This is a genomic window from Microbacterium aquimaris (genome assembly GCF_039531285.1).
GTDB classification, from domain to species: domain Bacteria; phylum Actinomycetota; class Actinomycetes; order Actinomycetales; family Microbacteriaceae; genus Microbacterium; species Microbacterium aquimaris.
Map to the genome: position 1 here is coordinate 372,921 of NZ_BAAAPT010000002.1, position 15,376 is coordinate 388,296.

Below are 15,376 nucleotides of genomic sequence, written 5' to 3' on the forward strand. Positions count from 1 at the left end.
AAGAAGGCCCCCGGGAAACCGGGGGCCTTCTTCCGTCACGATCGCGGCCGGAGTCTGATGGCGTGCGCCCTCGATCAGCCGTAGAAGAGCTTGTCGAAGGTACGGCGGGCACGTCGAGCGGTGCGCACCCACTCCTCCTCGACGACGCTCGCACTGTGGGGAGGCATCTCCAGGAGCCGCCCGATCCCGTCGAGCTTCACACGGTCGGTGGGAAGCACGTCGCTGGTCTGCCCGGACAGGAGCGTATTGGCCGATCGCAGACGGCTGGCCAACCGCCAAGCGGCCGCGAGACGGTCCGTCGACGACGCGCCCACCAGGCCCGCGTCCCGAGCCGCCTCGAGCGCACCCAGGGTCGAGGTCGTCCGCATTCCGGGGACCGCGTGCGCGTGCTGCAGCTGGAGCAGCTGCACGAGCCATTCGACGTCGCTCAACCCTCCGGGTCCCAGCTTCAGGTGCCGTGCGGGGTCCGTCCCCTGCGGCAGCCGCTCATTTTCGACGCGGGCCTTGATGCGCTTGATCTCGCGTAGCCCCTGCGGATCCGCGTCAACGGGGTAGCGCACCTCGTCGGCCAGTTCCGTGAAGGCGCGGATGAGCTTGACGCTGCCGGCGATGCCCCGCGCCCGGAGGAGCGCTTGGGCCTCCCAGGACAACGACCACCGCCGGTAGTACGCCGCGTAGGAATCCAAGGACCGCACCATCGGCCCGTTGCGTCCCTCGGGCCGCAGGTCCGCGTCCAGATCCAACGGAAGCCGATGGTCTTCCGAATGGCGCCGCAGCCCCTTGACCAACGCCTGTGCCAGTTCATGCGCGCGTTGCGGCTCGACGCCGTTCGGTCGGTAGACGTACATCACGTCGGCGTCGGATCCGAACCCGAGTTCCCGGCCGCCGAACCGCCCCATCGCGATGACGGAGAAGTCGAGGGCTTGGTCCTGTTCAGGCACCACTTCGCGGCGGACCGCGCGCAGGGTGGCCTGGATGGTGACCTCGCTGATGGTCGTGAGCGTGTCGGCGATCTCCTCGATCGTGAGGACACCGAGAATGCCCCCCATCGCCGTGCGGAGCATCTCCCGGCGGCGCAGCGCGCGCACCGAGTGCATGGCGTCTTCGACGTTGTCGTGCCGGGTCTGGATGGCCCGGGCTTCCTCCTGCAACGCGACACCGGATCGGGGACGCAACCGCTGCTGGTCGTCGAGCCACGCGGCGGACTCAGGGATCCACTCCATGAGCTCTCCGACGTACCGCGACCCCGAGAGCACCCGCGTGAGGTCCTCTGCGGCGCCGGAGGAGTCGCGGAGCATCCGCAGGAACCACGGCGAATCGCCCAGCCGTTCACTGAGTCGGCGGAACGCGATCAGACCGTAGTCGGGATCGACCCCGTCGGCGAACCACCGCAGCATCACCGGCATGAGGTGACGCTGGATCTGGGACTTGCGACTGAGCCCCGACGTGAGCGCGCCGATGTGTCGGAGTGCGCCTCCGGGATCGCGGAAGCCGATCGCCGCCAGGCGGTCTTTGGCCTGCTCGGCGGACAAGGAGCGCTCCCCCTCGGGAAGAGCGGCGACCGCTGACAGCAGCGGACGATAGAACAGCCGGACATGGATGTCGCGCACTTCGCGTTTGACCGACTCCCACATCGTGACCACGGCGTCGGCGGTGTCACCGAGGTCGGTGGCACGGGCCAGGGCGCTCAGCGCATCGGGCTCGTCGGGCATGAGGTGGGTCCGCCGCAGGTGACGCAGTTGTACGCGGTGCTCGAGGAGGCGGAGCATGCGATAGTCGCGGGAGAACGCGGCCGCCTCGGCCCGGCCGATGTACCCCTCGGCCACGAGAGCGTCCAGGGCCGCCAGCGTGCTCCGCTGCCGGATGCCGTGGTCGGACAGGCCGTGGACCAGCTGCAGCAGCTGTACGGTGAACTCGATGTCGCGGATGCCGCCGGGGCCGAGCTTGATCTGGCGTGCGACCTCTTCGGGCGGGATGTGATCGGTGACGCGTTCACGCATGCGCTGCACGCTGTCCACGAAGTTCTCGCGGGCGGCACTGGTCCAGATCTTCGGGCCCACGGCGTTGACGTAGGACTCTCCGAGCTCGACGTCCCCGGCGATCGCCCGCGCCTTCAGAAGCGCTTGGAACTCCCAACTCTTGGCCCAGCGGTCGTAGTAGGACAGATGGGACTCGAGGGTGCGCACCAGAGCGCCCTGCTTGCCCTCCGGGCGGAGGTTCGCGTCGACCTCCCACAGCGGGGGCTCGATCTCCATTTCCGACAGCCCGCGCATCATCTGCACCGCCAGCCGCGTCGCGATGTCGATGACCCGGCTCTCACCCACCTCGTCGCGCAGCCACGGCTCGCCGTCTCCGACGAAGATGACATCGACGTCGCTGACGTAGTTGAGCTCGCGCGCGCCGGTCTTGCCCATGCCGATCACCGCCAGGCGGGTGGCCGCCACCTGCTCGCGGGGGAAGGCCGCACCCGTCGAGGAGACCCGGGTGCGCGCGACGCACAGGGATGCCTCCAACGCCGCCGCCGCGGCGTCGGCGAGGCGTCCGGCGACGAAGGGCACCTGGTCCACCGGCGACGCGCTGAGCAGGTCGAAAGCGGCGATCCGGGCGAGCATACGTCGATAGCGCACCCGCAGGGCCACCCACGCGCGCTCACTGCCGTCTTCGGCGAACCCGTCGCGCGCGCCCACGGCGTCCAGGAGTTCGTCGAGCATCTCGACATCGGTGGGGAGCCGGGTTCCGGCGTCCACAAGCTCCCGCAACTCCTCGGGGTGCCGGAGGAAGAACTCCGCGAACCCGGTCGAGGCGCCCAACAGCGCCCACAGGGCGCGCCAGCCCGTCTCCGAGGACGCGAGGGAACGCACCGCATCGGCGTCGCGGCGGGCGATGAACAGGATTCCCGAGACGGCCGCGTCGGGATCGGCCGCGTCGGACGCGGCGTCGCGCAGGTCCCCCCAGGCGACACCGATGAGGTCGGCGAGTTCGTTGAGGTCCGCGTCGGCTTCGGTGAGCCGACGGAAGCCGACGCGGGCGAGCCCCGTCAGCGTCGAGGAGCGGTCGCTGGCCATGGAGCCGGTGTCAGAGCATCTCGAGGTTGCTCTTCAGCTCGTACGGCGTCACCTGCGAGCGGTACTCCTGCCATTCGCGGCGCTTGTTCAGCAGCACGTAGTTGAAGACCTGCTCGCCCAGCGTCTCGGCGACCAGTTCGGATTCCTCCATGTACTCCAGCGCGTGGTCGAGACTGGTGGGAAGCGGCGCATATCCGAGGGCGCGACGTTCGGAGTCGCTGAGCGACCACACGTTGTCCTCGGCCTCGGCGGGCAACTCGTAACCCTCCTCGATCCCCTTGAGTCCCGCCGCCAGCATCAGTGCGTAGGCGAGGTACGGATTCGCCGCCGAGTCGATCCCGCGGTACTCCACGCGCGACGACTGGCCCTTGTTCGGCTTGTACATCGGCACACGCACGAGCGCGGAACGGTTGTTGTGGCCCCAGCAGATGAAGCTGGGCGCCTCGTCGCCACCCCACAGCCGCTTGTAGGAGTTGACGAACTGGTTGGTCACGGCGGAGATCTCGTTCGCGTGACGCAGGAGCCCCGCGATGAACTGCCGTCCGACCTTCGAGAGCTGGTACTGCCCGCCCTCCTCGTAGAAGGCGTTGGTGTCCCCCTCGAACAGCGACATGTGTGTGTGCATGCCGCTCCCGGGTCGGCCACCGAGGGGCTTGGGCATGAACGTCGCGTAGACGCCCTGTTCGATCGCCACCTCCTTGATGACCGTCCGGAAGGTCATGATGTTGTCGGCTGTCGTCAAGGCATCCGCGTATCGCAGGTCGATCTCGTTCTGCCCGGGACCGCCCTCGTGGTGGCTGAACTCCACGGAGATCCCGAGGTCTTCGAGCATCCGCACCGACCGCCGACGGAAGTCGTGGGCCGTTCCCCCGGGGACGTTGTCGAAGTAGCCGGCCGAATCGACCGGCTCGGGGCCCTCCGCGCCGAAGCGCGAGGACTTCAGCAGGTAGAACTCGATCTCCGGGTGCGTGTAGAAGGTGAACCCCGCATCGGCGGCCTTCGCGAGGGACCGCTTGAGCACGTAGCGCGGATCGGCCACCGCGGGCTGCCCGTCAGGGGTGGTGATGTCACAGAACATCCGCCCCGTCGGGTCGATTTCGCCACGCCACGGCAGCGTCTGGAACGTGGTCGGGTCGGGGTGTGCGAGCAGGTCCGACTCGTACGTGCGGGTCAGCCCCTCGATGGCCGAACCGTCGAAGCCGAGCCCCTCGTTGAAGGCGCCCTCCACCTCCGCCGGCGCGATCGCCACCGACTTGAGGGTGCCGATCACATCGGTGAACCAGAGTCGGACGAACTTGACGCCGCGCTCCTCGATCGTGCGCAGAACGAAGTCGCGCTGCTTGTCCATCACATTCCCTCCAATGAAGGTCGGTCGGCTGACTGCCAGACTACTTGTCGTCGGAAGCGGATCCGCCCACACCCCACCCGTCGTCCCGCGCGTCGTCGTCGGCCCACGCACGGGAGCGTTCCTTGAGCAACTCGGGTGCCCGCGCGGCCTCTTCCGCGGTGTCGAAGGGTCCGGCGCGGTCGATCGCCGGCGACACATGCCCTTTCTCGACCTGCCCGGTCGAAAGGTTGTACCAGAACTTCTCTTCGCTGCCCGACATCGCCGCCTCCTCCGGTTCGCGTGCGTCGATATGACGCCCTGCGCTCGATCCTACTGATCCACCCCGCCGCGCTGGATAGGGTGAAAGCATGGCAGCGAAGAGCACGCGGGCGGTCGGCGTCGACATCGGCGGTACGGGAATCAAGGGCGGCATCGTCGATCTGGAGCGCGGTGAGCTCATCAGCGACCGCATGAAGGTGTCCACCCCGAAGGGCGCCAAGCCCCAAGACGTGCTCGAGGCCGTCACCGTCGTGCTCGACAAGCTGGGTGTGACCGACGAAGCACTGCCGCTCGGCGTGGCCTTTCCGGCCATCGTGAAAGCCGGGCGGACGCTGTCGGCCGCGAACGTCTCCGACGAGTGGATCGGGTTCGAGGCGGAGACCTTCTTCGAGAACGGCCTCGGGCGAGACATCCACTTCGCAAATGACGCAGACGTCGCCGGTGTGGCCGAGGTCCGGTACGGCGCGGCCAAGGGAGTCGGCGGACTGACGATCCTCACGACGCTGGGCACCGGGATCGGATCGGCCATGATCTACGACGGCACGCTCATCCCGAACAGCGAGCTCGGGCACGTGCACCGGGCCAACCACGGCAAGGATGCGGAAGCCTACGCGGCGTATTCCGCGATGGAGCGCGACGAGCTGTCGTGGAAGAAGTGGGCCTCGCGCCTGCAGTGGTACTACAGCCACATCGAGTTCCTCTTCAGCCCCGACCTGTTCGTCGTCGGCGGCGGCGTGTCCAAGCACGCCGACCACTTCCTGCCCCTGCTGGACATCCGGACACCGATCGTGCCGGCCGTCCACCGCAACAATGCGGGCATCATCGGCGCCGCCTCGCTCGCGGTGGACTGAGAGGCGAATGGGCCGGCCTGTACGCCGGGTTCTGTTCCGGGGCTGACGCCCCTTCGACGGTCATCTCTCTCGGCGTCACGTCACCGTGACGCTCCAGCGGCCTACCCGGGGACTCGGCGGGCCGCGTCATCATCCCCTGTCTGGCCTTGCTCCGGGCGAGGTTTGCCGTGCGGGTCGTGTCACCACGACCCCGGTGGTCTCTTACACCGCCCTTTCACCCTTACCGGGCATCGCCCGGCGGTCTGCTCTCTGTGGCACTTTCTCGCGGATCACTCCGGGTGGGTGTTACCCACCGCCCTGCCCTGTGGAGCCCGGACGTTCCTCGGTGCGACATGCGCAACGCGACCGTCCAGCCGACCCATTCGCATCCACGATCCTATCCCGCGCGCTCACGCCTTCGCCGCGGAGTCCGCGACGCGCGCATCGAGGGGGAAATCGACCGGGAAGTCCCCGAACAGCAGACGCCCCGCCGCATCTGCGGCGGCGCGCACCGCCGCAGACACCTCCCCGACCTGTTCCTCGGGGCAGTGGACGATCACCTCGTCGTGCAGGAAGAACGCGATGTGCGAGTGTCGGGAGAAGACGGGCCCGGACCGGGTCGCGTCCACGCGCGCGGCGGGCATCCGGGCCAAACGCCCACGCAGGTCGGCCAGCCACGTCAGCGCCCACTCCGCTGCCGTGCCCTGGACGACGAAGTTCCGCGTGAAGCGTCCGCGGTCACGCGCCTCACGTCGGGCACGCGCGATCTCCGACGCCGCCGCGTCGGCCTCAGTGGCCCGGGCCTGCGTCCGCAGCCACGTCCCGTCGGGGACGGAACTGGTCCGTCCGAGCAGCGTCGAGACCGCCTCACCGTCCTCGCCCCGGCGCGCCGCGGCGTCCACCAGCCCCATTGCGCGGGGATACGTACGTCGCAGGCGCGGCATGAGCCGTCCGCTCTCCCCCGTGGTCGCCCCATACATCGCACCGAGAAGGGCGAGCTTGGCATCCTCACGGGAGGTGACCGCCCCGTCGGCGACGATCCCCTCGTAGAGGTCGCGCCCGCGCGCCGCCTCTGCCAAGGCCGTGTCCTGCGCCATCGCACACAGCACCCGCGGTTCCAGCTGGGCCACGTCTGCGACCACCAACCGCCACCCGGGATCGGCGCGCACGGCCACGCGCAGGCCTCGGGGGATCTGCAGGGCACCACCGCCGGCGGAAGCCCAGCGTCCGGTGACCACGCCGGCGGGGATGTACACGGGACGGAACCGGCCACCCGCGACCCACTCGTCCAACCATGCCCATCCGTTCGCGGTCCACAGTCGCGCGAGACGTTTGTACTCCAACAGCGTCGTCACCGCCGGGTGGTCCACCGCGGCCAATTCGCCACGCCCGGTCGACTCGACCGGCAATCCTTGCCGGTGCAGCGCTCGGAGGAGCTTGGTCGGAGAGTCCGGATTCAGGCCGGGATCATCCAGTTCCTCCCGCAGGCGACGCGCCAACGCCTCCAGCCGCGCCGGACGCGCCCCTCGGTCGGCCGCGCGCCGAGTTCCGCGTCGAGGACCTCTTCATGGGCCCGCGCGTCCCACGGCAGCCCCGCCGTGTGCATCTCGACGGCGAGGAGGGCACCGGCCGACTCCGCGGCGACCAGGAGGTGCAGCCCGGCACGCGCACGGCCGAGGGCGTCACGCTGCCGGGCGAACTCCGCCAGGGTCTCCTCGATAGCCGCCGTCGACCCGGTGGGGGCGACCAGATCGAACAGGGCCTGCCCTGCATCCGGGGCCGGAACGCCCTCACCCGCCCACACGTCATCACGCTGCCGAGCGGTCGGATCGGTGCCCTCGAGACCGAGCAGGATCCGGTGGACCAGTCGGAGGTCATGACAACGGGCGACGCGGACGCCTGCGGCCAGCAGGGCCGGATACCGGCGTGACGAATCGTGCCACACCCACCGTGTCGGGGCGCTCCGCTCGCGCTCCCTCACATGGGAGGGGAACTCCTCGGGCGCGACGACGCTCCGGGACAGCTCCCGCCCGTCGGCGTCGAGATCGACCACGACGACACCTCGATCGTCGTCTCCGACGACCGACCAGACCGTCGTCGTCGTCGGCTCAGCCGAGGTCGCGTCGGAAACTCTCACGGCGGTCCATGGCCTCATTGGCCACCGCGTCCGCCCGTGCGTTCTCCGCCCGAGGCACCCACTCGAACGTGACACGTCGCGAACCGATCAGCTCGCGCGCCTGTCGGGCGAGCACCTGCATGTCGGGGTGCTTGATCTTCCACCGACCCGTCATCTGCTCGACCACGAGCTTGGAATCCATCTTGACGTGTACCGGCGCATCAGGATCGCGTTCGAGGGCCGCCTGCACACCGACGATCATCCCGTTGTACTCGGCGACGTTGTTGGTCGCGACCCCGACGTAGACGCCGAGCTCGCAGACGATCGCCCCGGACGCGGCGTCGATGACGACTGCTCCGCCCCCGGCGGTCCCGGGGTTTCCTCGGGAACCTCCGTCGGCCTCGACGATGATCGTGCTCACAGGCCGGACTCCTCGGTGCGCACGAGGACGCAACCGCACTCGGGGCACATCACGACGTCGTCCTCCTCGGCGCGCCGCAGGTCGCCCAGGTCGGTGCCGGAGAGGACCATGTGACATCCCCCGCAGGTGTTCCGCGTGAGCAGCCCCGCACCCGCGTTGCGGGGGGCGAGCTTTTCGTACAGCGCGACGAGGTCCTCCGCGATGCCGGCCGAGACCGCCTCCCGATCGCGTGAGGCCGCATCGAGCACGCTCTCGGCCTCCGCCACCGCCGCCTTGGCGGCCGCGCTGAGCTCGGCCCCCTCCGCATTGATCCGGGCGACGAGGTCCTCCTGTGCCGCGACCGCCGCATCCGCCGCCTCGAGCCGCTCCATCAGTTCGAGTTCGGCGTCTTCGAGGTCACTCTTGCGCCGGGCGAGCGAGGCCAGCTCGCTCTCGAGCCCCTGCGCCTCCTTGACGTTGGCGGTCGCGGCCAGTCGCTCGGTGTCCCGGGCGCGTCGCGCGTCCACGACGGCGACGTCCGACTCGATCCGCGCCACCTCGGCCCGCAGATCATCACGGGTGCCCAGCAGCGCCGTGAGCTCGTGGGTGAGTGACTGGCGCTCCGCGAGGAGCTCCTTCACACGCGCAGCCTGCGGCGGGTTCGCACGTGCCGCCTCGGCGCGTCGGATGCGGGAGTCGAGCTCGGCCAGGTCGAGGAGCGCGCGCTGGTCGCGGGGAGAAGCCTTCACCCGACCAACATAATTCACGCGGATGCGACGGTGTGGGCCCTGCCGGGATCGAACCGACGACATCCACGGTGTAAACGTGGCGCTCTACCAGCTGAGCTAAAGGCCCCTGACGGCAAGTCTAAGACGACCGCGCCCCGGCCGTGCGTCGGTGTCGCGTTCTCGCGGTGCGTCGATGTCTCCCCGCCGTGGTGGCGGTAGGCTGAGCGGCGGCGTGTTTGTGCATTGCGGACAAACGCCGCATCGCGCCCCTCCGATTGCCTGGCATGATCTGCCATTCGACGAAAGGTCTCACGTGACTGTCCACGACCAGGATCCGTACTCCCAGGGCCCTCTCGACAGCGATCCCGACGAGACCGCGGAGTGGCGCCAGTCCCTCCAGCAGCTCGTCGACGCCCGCGGCCACGAACGCGGACGCGAGATCATGCTCAGCCTCCTCAAGGAGTCCAAAGAGCTCCACCTCGGTGTCCCGATGGTGCCGACCACGGACTACATCAACACGATCGCGCCCGACGCCGAGCCGGAGTTCCCCGGTGACGAGGAGCTCGAGCGCCGCTACCGCGCCTGGATCCGCTGGAACGCGGCGATCACCGTCCACCGCGCCCAGCGTCCCGGGATCGGCGTGGGTGGCCACATCTCGACCTACGCGTCGTCGGCCGCGCTGTACGAAGTGGGCTTCAACCACTTCTTCCGGGGGCTGGACGACCCGTCCGGCGGAGACCAGATCTTCATCCAGGGCCACGCCTCCCCCGGCACCTACGCCCGCGCCTATCTCGAAGGGCGCCTCAGCGAGGACCAGCTGGACGGATTCCGTCAAGAGAAGTCCGCCGCCCCGCACGGGCTGCCGTCGTACCCGCACCCGCGCCTCATGCCGGAGTTCTGGCAGTTCCCGACGGTGTCCATGGGCCTCGGGCCCATCAACGCCGTCTACCAGGCGATGACCAACAAGTATCTGTCGAACCGCGGCATCAAAGACGTCGCCGATTCCCACGTGTGGGCTTTCCTCGGTGACGGCGAGATGGACGAGGTCGAAAGCCGCGGGCAGCTGCAGGTCGCCGCCAACGAGGGCCTGGACAACCTGACCTTCATCGTCAACTGCAACCTGCAGCGTCTCGACGGCCCCGTCCGCGGAAACGGCAAGATCATCCAGGAGTTGGAGAGCTTCTTCCGGGGCGCCGGCTGGAACGTCATCAAGGTCATCTGGGGCCGCGAGTGGGACGAGTTGCTGGGCCGCGACACCGACGGGGCGCTGCGCAACCTCATGAACGTCACCCCGGACGGGGACTACCAGACCTACAAGACCGAGAACGGCGCCTTCGTGCGCGAGCACTTCTTCGGCCGCGACGAGCGCACCGCCGCCTTGGTGAAGGACTACTCCGACGAGCAGATCTGGAACCTCAAGCGCGGCGGACACGACTACCGCAAGGTCTACGCGGCCTTCAAGGCGGCACGCGAGCACAAGGGCCAGCCGACGGTCATCCTCGCCAAGACGATCAAGGGCTACGGCCTCGGTCCTCACTTCGAAGGGCGCAACGCGACGCACCAGATGAAGAAGATGACCCTCGACGACCTCAAGCTCTTCCGCGACGCGATGCACATCCCGATCTCGGACGCACAGCTCGAGGAGAACCCCTACGTCCCGCCGTACTTCCACCCGGGGGAGCAGGACGAGACCATCGAGTACATGCTCGAGCGTCGTCGTGCACTGGGGGGTTTCCTGCCCGAGCGACGCACCCACCACGTCGGCCTCCAGCTTCCGGACGACAAGGCCTACGCGCTCCCGAAGAAGGGGTCGGGCACGCAGGAGGTCGCCACGACGATGGCCTTCGTGCGGTTGCTGAAGGATCTGCTGCGGGCGAAGGACTTCGGACACCGCATCGTGCCGATCATCCCCGACGAGGCGCGCACCTTCGGGATGGACGCGTTCTTCCCGACGGCGAAGATCTACAACCCCAACGGACAGCACTACACGTCGGTGGACCGCGAGCTCCTCCTGGCCTACAAGGAGAGCCCGCAGGGCCAGATCATGCACGTCGGCATCAATGAAGCCGGCGCGATGGCTGCGTTCACCGGGGTCGGCACGGCGTACTCCACGCACGGCGAGCCGCTGATCCCGGTCTACATCTTCTACTCGATGTTCGGGTTCCAGCGCACCGGCGACGCACAGTGGGCTGCCGGGGACCAGATGGCGCGCGGGTTCATCATCGGCGCCACCGCCGGCCGCACGACGCTGACCGGCGAGGGACTCCAGCACGCCGACGGCCACTCGCACCTGCTCGCCTCGACGAACCCGGCGACGGTCTCCTACGACCCCGCGTACGGCTATGAGATCGCCCACATCGTGCGTGCGGGCATCGAGCGCATGTACGGCGGCAACCACCCCGACCCCAACGTCATGTACTACCTCACCGTGTACAACGAGCCGCTGGTACAGCCGGCCGAGCCCGAGGATGTCGACGTCGACGGCATCGTGCGTGGTATGCACCGCATCGCCGCGGCAGAGGGCGAGGGTCCCCGCACGCAGCTGCTCGCCTCGGGCGTCGGGGTGCCGTGGGCGCTCGAGGCCCAGCAACTGCTGCGCGAGGACTGGGGCGTGCAGGCCGACGTGTGGTCGGTCACCTCCTGGACCGAGTTGCGTCGCGACGGGCTGGCCGCCGACGAGCACAACTTCCTCCACCCCGACCAGGAGGCCCGCACCGCCTACGTGACCGAGAAGCTGCGCGATGCCGAGGGCCCGGTCGTGGCCGTGAGCGACTTCATGCACGCGGTCCAGGACCAGATCCGTCCCTGGGTGCCGCAGCGCTTCGCCACGCTGGGCGCCGATGGATTCGGATTCTCCGACACCCGACCCGCGGCACGTCGGTACTTCAAGATCGACGGCCCGTCGATCGTCGTGCGCGCCCTCCAGGCGCTCGCGGCGGACGGCGCGGTCGACGCGTCGCTGTCGGCCCAGGCCATCGAGAAGTACCGTCTGCACGACGTCACCGCCGGCACGAGCGGCAACGCGGGCGGCGAGAGCTGACCCGAGCGATGCCGCCCCGCCCCGCGCAGATGGACAAGGACGAGACGCTGGCGTGGCTACGCCGCATCTCGGGTGACCTGGCCACCGCCACCATCCAGCGTCTCGAAGAGTCGCTGCCCTGGTACGCCGAGATGCCCCCGGCACGTCGGTCGGCGGTCGGTCTGGTCGCCCAGGCCGGCATCACCTCGTTCATCCAGTGGTACGACGACCCCGGCTCGACGCCGTGGATCGCGTCGGACATCTTCGCCGCGGCCCCCCGCGAGCTGTTGCGCAGCGTCAGCCTGCAGCAGACGCTGCAACTGATCCGCGCGACGGTGGAGGTCACCGAAGAGCGGGTGGCCGGCAAGGGCGAGGACCTGCGCGAGGGGATCCTGCTGTATTCGCGCGAGGTCGCCTTCGCCGCCGCCGACGTCTACGCGCGTGCCGCCGAGGCGCGTGGTTTGTGGGACGCGCGCCTGGAGGCGCTCGTGGTCGACTCCATCCTCACCGGCGAGACCGACGAAGAGCTACCCAGCCGCATCGCCGCCCTCGGCTGGCACGGTCACGGCGAAGTCGCGGTGTTGGTCGGGACCACCCCGGCGCAGTTCGACGTCGACCAGCTGCGACGGACCGCGCGCAAGCTCGGTGTGGATGTGCTCATCGGCGTGCAGGGCTCCCGGCTCGTGCTGGTGATCGGGCGTGCCGAAGAGCCCGTGCGCACCGAGGAAGGAGGAGGCGAGCTTGCGTTCGTCGAGATCGCCAAGCGCCTGGAGCCCGGTTTCGGTGCCGGACACCTCGTCCTCGGTCCGGTCGTCCCCGCCCTCGTCGATGCCGGACAGAGCGCTCGCGCGGCGCTGGCGGGCTTCGCCGTCGCGCGGGCCTGGCGACATGCGCCACGCCCGGTGGAGGCGGACGATCTGCTGCCCGAGCGCGCACTCGCAGGCGACCCCCTGGCCAAGCAGACGCTGGTCGAACGTATCTACCGTCCCTTGCAGGCGCACAGCACCGATCTGGTGACGACGCTGTGGAGCTACCTCGACAACGGCCGATCCCTCGAGGCGACCGCCCGTGAGCTGTTCGTGCATCCCAACACGGTCCGCTATCGCTTGAAACGCGTCTCGGAAGTGATCGGGTGGGATGCGACCGGCCCGCGCGAAGCGCTGATCCTGCAGACCTCCCTGGTCCTCGGCTCGATCGGAACCGATGCGACGCGTCGCCGGGGCACCCCGCGTCGCGCGTCCTGACCCCACGTGATCGCCGACCTCGAGCGGGCCGGATGTGCCCAGGCGACAAACGATCGCGGCACTGTTGTGCGGCATGCCACACATCGTGTGCGCTGATCCTTGGCAGGATGGGATGGTGCTGATCGCGATCTTCCCCGGGCAAGGCTCACAATCCCCCGGTTTCCTCTCTCCGTGGCTCGAACTCGACGGCGCCGCAGACCGCCTCGCCGCCTACTCGGAATGGGCGGGCGTGGACCTGGTCGCGGCCGGGACCGAGTGGGACGCGGACCGCATCCGCGACACGGCGGTCGCACAGCCGCTGATCGTCGCGGCGAGTCTGTTGTCGTGGAACGCCCTCGACGGCGCGGTCGACGGCGTCGCCGGGCATTCGGTCGGCGAGTTCGCCGCGGCGGCCGCCGCCGGAGTCCTCTCCGAAGAGGACGCGCTCCGGCTGGTCGGACTCCGAGGGCGCGCGATGGCCGCCGCGGCGGCCGCGTCGCCCACCGGCATGTGCGCCGTGCTCGGAGGCGACACCGACACCGTGCTGGCCCGTCTGTCCGAGCTCGGACTGACCGCGGCCAACCACAACGGCGGCGGTCAGCTCGTCGCGGCAGGCGCGCTCCCCTCCCTCGAGGCTCTGGCCGCCGACCCGGTGCGCGGCACGCGCGTGATCCCGCTCCAGGTCGCCGGGGCGTTCCATACCGACGCGATGGCACCCGCGGTCGACGAACTCCGCCTGGCCGCCGCGGAGGTGACGACAGCCGACCCCTACGCCCGCCTCTGGACGAACCGCGACGGCTCCGAAGTGACCTCCGGGCGCGCCTTCGTCGATCTGCTGGTGTCACAGGTCGCCTCGCCGGTGCGTTGGGACCTGTGCATGACCTCGTTCGCGGACGCGGGCGTGACCGGTCTGGTCGAGCTCTCCCCCGCCGGTACGCTCACGGGCTTGGCCAAGCGCGGCCTCCGCGGCACCCCGGCGGTGGCCGTGAAGACACCCGACGACCTCGCCGCCGCGAGCGACCTCCTGAGCCCATCGACCTCCTGAGCGGAGCCCCAACCATGACCCCCACCATTCGGCAGTCCCAGGGCGCCGCATACACGCGCATCTACTCCTACGGCGCCGCGCGCGGTGAGAACGTCGTCCCCAACGACGACCTCGTCGGGCCGATCGACTCGAGCGATGAGTGGATCCGCCAGCGCACCGGAATCGTCACCCGCACGCGCGCGGTCGCAGAGACCTCGGCGATCGATCTGGCGACCATCGCGGCGAACGAAGCGATCGCGCGCTCGGGCGTGGCCGCCGACCGTATCGGCGCGGTCATCGTGGCGACCGTCAGCAACCCGAAGCAGACACCGTCGGTGTCGGCGATCGTCGCCGATCGCGTGGGGTCGAACCCCGCCGCCGCCTACGACGTGAACGCCGCGTGCGCGGGCTTCGCCTACGGCGTCGCGCAGGCCGACGCCCTCATCCGCTCGGGCGCGGCCGAGTATGCGCTGGTGATCGGAACCGAGAAACTCAGCGATATCGTCGACCCCACCGACCGGAGCATCTCGTTCCTGCTGGGCGACGGCGCCGGCGCCGTCGTGGTCGGGCCGAGCGAGACGGCCGGCATCGGTCCCACGGTGTGGGGGTCGGACGGCTCGAAGTCCGACGCCGTCGGGATGAACCACACCCTCACCGAGTTCCGCGACGGCGTCGCCCCCTGGCCGACGCTGCGGCAGGAGGGCCCCACCGTCTTCCGCTGGGCGGTGTGGGAAATGGTGAAGGTCGCGCGGCAGGCGCTGGAGGAGGCCGGTGTCCAGGCGTCCGACCTCGCCGCGTTCGTCCCTCATCAGGCGAACATGAGGATCATCGACGAGTTCGCCAAGCAGCTCGGCCTGCCCGAGACCGTCGCGATCGGTCGCGATATCGCCACGACCGGAAACACGTCGGCCGCGTCCATCCCGCTGGCCACCCACCGTCTGCTCGAAGAGCACCCCGACCTCAGCGGCGGCCTCGCCCTGCAGATCGGGTTCGGAGCAGGACTGGTCTTCGGCGCGCAGGTGGTCGTGCTGCCGTAAGGCCCGGCCCCTCCGTCCTAGACTGATCAACGGCCCGCCCGCGGCGCCGGCATCCCCGATGAACAAGGAGAACACCATGGCACTGACCAATGACGAGGTCCTCGCAGGACTTGCCGAACTGATCACCGACGAGACCGGCATCTCGGCGGACGAGGTCGCGATGGAGAAGTCGTTCACCGACGACCTCGACATCGACTCGATCTCGATGATGACGATCGTCGTCAACGCCGAGGAGAAGTTCGGCGTGACGATCCCGGACGACGAGGTCAAGAACCTCAAGACCGTCGGCGACGCCGTCACGTACATCACGTCCAACCAGGCGTAACCC

11 protein-coding genes, 1 tRNA gene, 1 other RNA gene and 1 pseudogene are annotated in these 15,376 nt (G+C 69.3%); 6 read left to right on the forward strand and 8 right to left on the reverse strand.

Translation table 11 applies throughout. From position 1 onward, the window contains the following. Positions 1-74 precede the first annotated feature (74 nt). Genes ABD204_RS11295 through ABD204_RS11305 form a run of 3 tightly spaced genes read right to left on the reverse strand, consistent with a single transcriptional unit; the run spans position 75 to position 4,672 of the window. On the reverse strand, positions 75-3,065 hold the full coding sequence (locus tag ABD204_RS11295; RefSeq protein ID WP_194424769.1) for a bifunctional [glutamine synthetase] adenylyltransferase/[glutamine synthetase]-adenylyl-L-tyrosine phosphorylase: 2,991 nt from the start codon (positions 3,063-3,065) through the stop codon (positions 75-77). A 10-nt stretch (positions 3,066-3,075) separates the two neighbouring features. Beyond that, positions 3,076-4,413, reverse strand: a complete 1,338-nt coding sequence (gene glnA / locus ABD204_RS11300) for a type I glutamate--ammonia ligase (protein WP_194424768.1) — start codon at positions 4,411-4,413, stop codon at positions 3,076-3,078. 40 nt (positions 4,414-4,453) lie between these two features. After that, positions 4,454-4,672, reverse strand: coding sequence for an SPOR domain-containing protein (locus ABD204_RS11305; protein WP_194424767.1), 219 nt, complete (start codon positions 4,670-4,672; stop codon positions 4,454-4,456). An 88-nt stretch (positions 4,673-4,760) separates the two neighbouring features. Between ABD204_RS11305 and ppgK the strand changes: the two genes are divergently transcribed. Continuing rightward, on the forward strand, positions 4,761-5,522 hold the full coding sequence (gene ppgK, locus ABD204_RS11310; RefSeq protein WP_194424766.1) for a polyphosphate--glucose phosphotransferase: 762 nt from the start codon (positions 4,761-4,763) through the stop codon (positions 5,520-5,522). Positions 5,523-5,526: 4 nt separating this feature from the next. Here ppgK and rnpB read toward each other — a convergent pair. The 5 genes and pseudogenes from rnpB to ABD204_RS11340 form a co-directional block, all read right to left on the reverse strand. After that, positions 5,527-5,883: RNase P RNA component class A (rnpB, locus tag ABD204_RS11315), an RNA gene on the reverse strand. Positions 5,884-5,911: 28 nt separating this feature from the next. Continuing rightward, a pseudogene (locus tag ABD204_RS14100) lies at positions 5,912-7,656 on the reverse strand (bifunctional 3'-5' exonuclease/DNA polymerase). After that, positions 7,610-8,038 carry a reverse transcriptase-like protein gene (locus ABD204_RS11330; RefSeq protein ID WP_194424765.1) on the reverse strand — a complete coding sequence of 143 codons (429 nt, stop codon included), beginning with the start codon at positions 8,036-8,038 and terminating at the stop codon, positions 7,610-7,612. Before ABD204_RS11330 ends, ABD204_RS14100 begins: the two are co-directional and overlap by 47 nt. Continuing rightward, positions 8,035-8,766: a zinc ribbon domain-containing protein gene (locus tag ABD204_RS11335; RefSeq protein ID WP_194424764.1), complete on the reverse strand. Its 732-nt coding sequence runs from the start codon at positions 8,764-8,766 to the stop codon at positions 8,035-8,037. The genes ABD204_RS11330 and ABD204_RS11335 overlap by 4 nt, the downstream gene beginning before the upstream one ends. Positions 8,767-8,799: 33 nt before the next feature. After that, positions 8,800-8,872: transfer RNA gene (locus ABD204_RS11340), tRNA-Val, on the reverse strand. 186 nt (positions 8,873-9,058) lie between these two features. On the opposite strand from ABD204_RS11340, the gene aceE reads away from it, so the two are divergent. The 5 genes from aceE to ABD204_RS11365 all read left to right on the forward strand — a co-directional run bounded on the left by aceE (position 9,059) and on the right by ABD204_RS11365 (position 15,373). After that, entirely contained in the window at positions 9,059-11,785 is a 2,727-nt protein-coding gene (gene aceE / locus ABD204_RS11345) for a pyruvate dehydrogenase (acetyl-transferring), homodimeric type (protein ID WP_194424763.1), read from the forward strand. Positions 11,786-11,793: 8 nt separating this feature from the next. Beyond that, positions 11,794-13,008: a PucR family transcriptional regulator gene (locus ABD204_RS11350; protein ID WP_194424762.1), complete on the forward strand. Its 1,215-nt coding sequence runs from the start codon at positions 11,794-11,796 to the stop codon at positions 13,006-13,008. Positions 13,009-13,123: 115 nt separating this feature from the next. After that, positions 13,124-14,032 (forward strand): ACP S-malonyltransferase, encoded by a 909-nt coding sequence (locus ABD204_RS11355; protein WP_194424761.1) that lies wholly within the window; start codon positions 13,124-13,126, stop codon positions 14,030-14,032. Positions 14,033-14,046: 14 nt separating this feature from the next. Beyond that, positions 14,047-15,048 (forward strand): beta-ketoacyl-ACP synthase III, encoded by a 1,002-nt coding sequence (locus ABD204_RS11360; protein WP_194424760.1) that lies wholly within the window; start codon positions 14,047-14,049, stop codon positions 15,046-15,048. 76 nt (positions 15,049-15,124) lie between these two features. Then, positions 15,125-15,373: an acyl carrier protein gene (locus tag ABD204_RS11365; protein WP_071043424.1), complete on the forward strand. Its 249-nt coding sequence runs from the start codon at positions 15,125-15,127 to the stop codon at positions 15,371-15,373. Positions 15,374-15,376 lie beyond the last annotated feature (3 nt).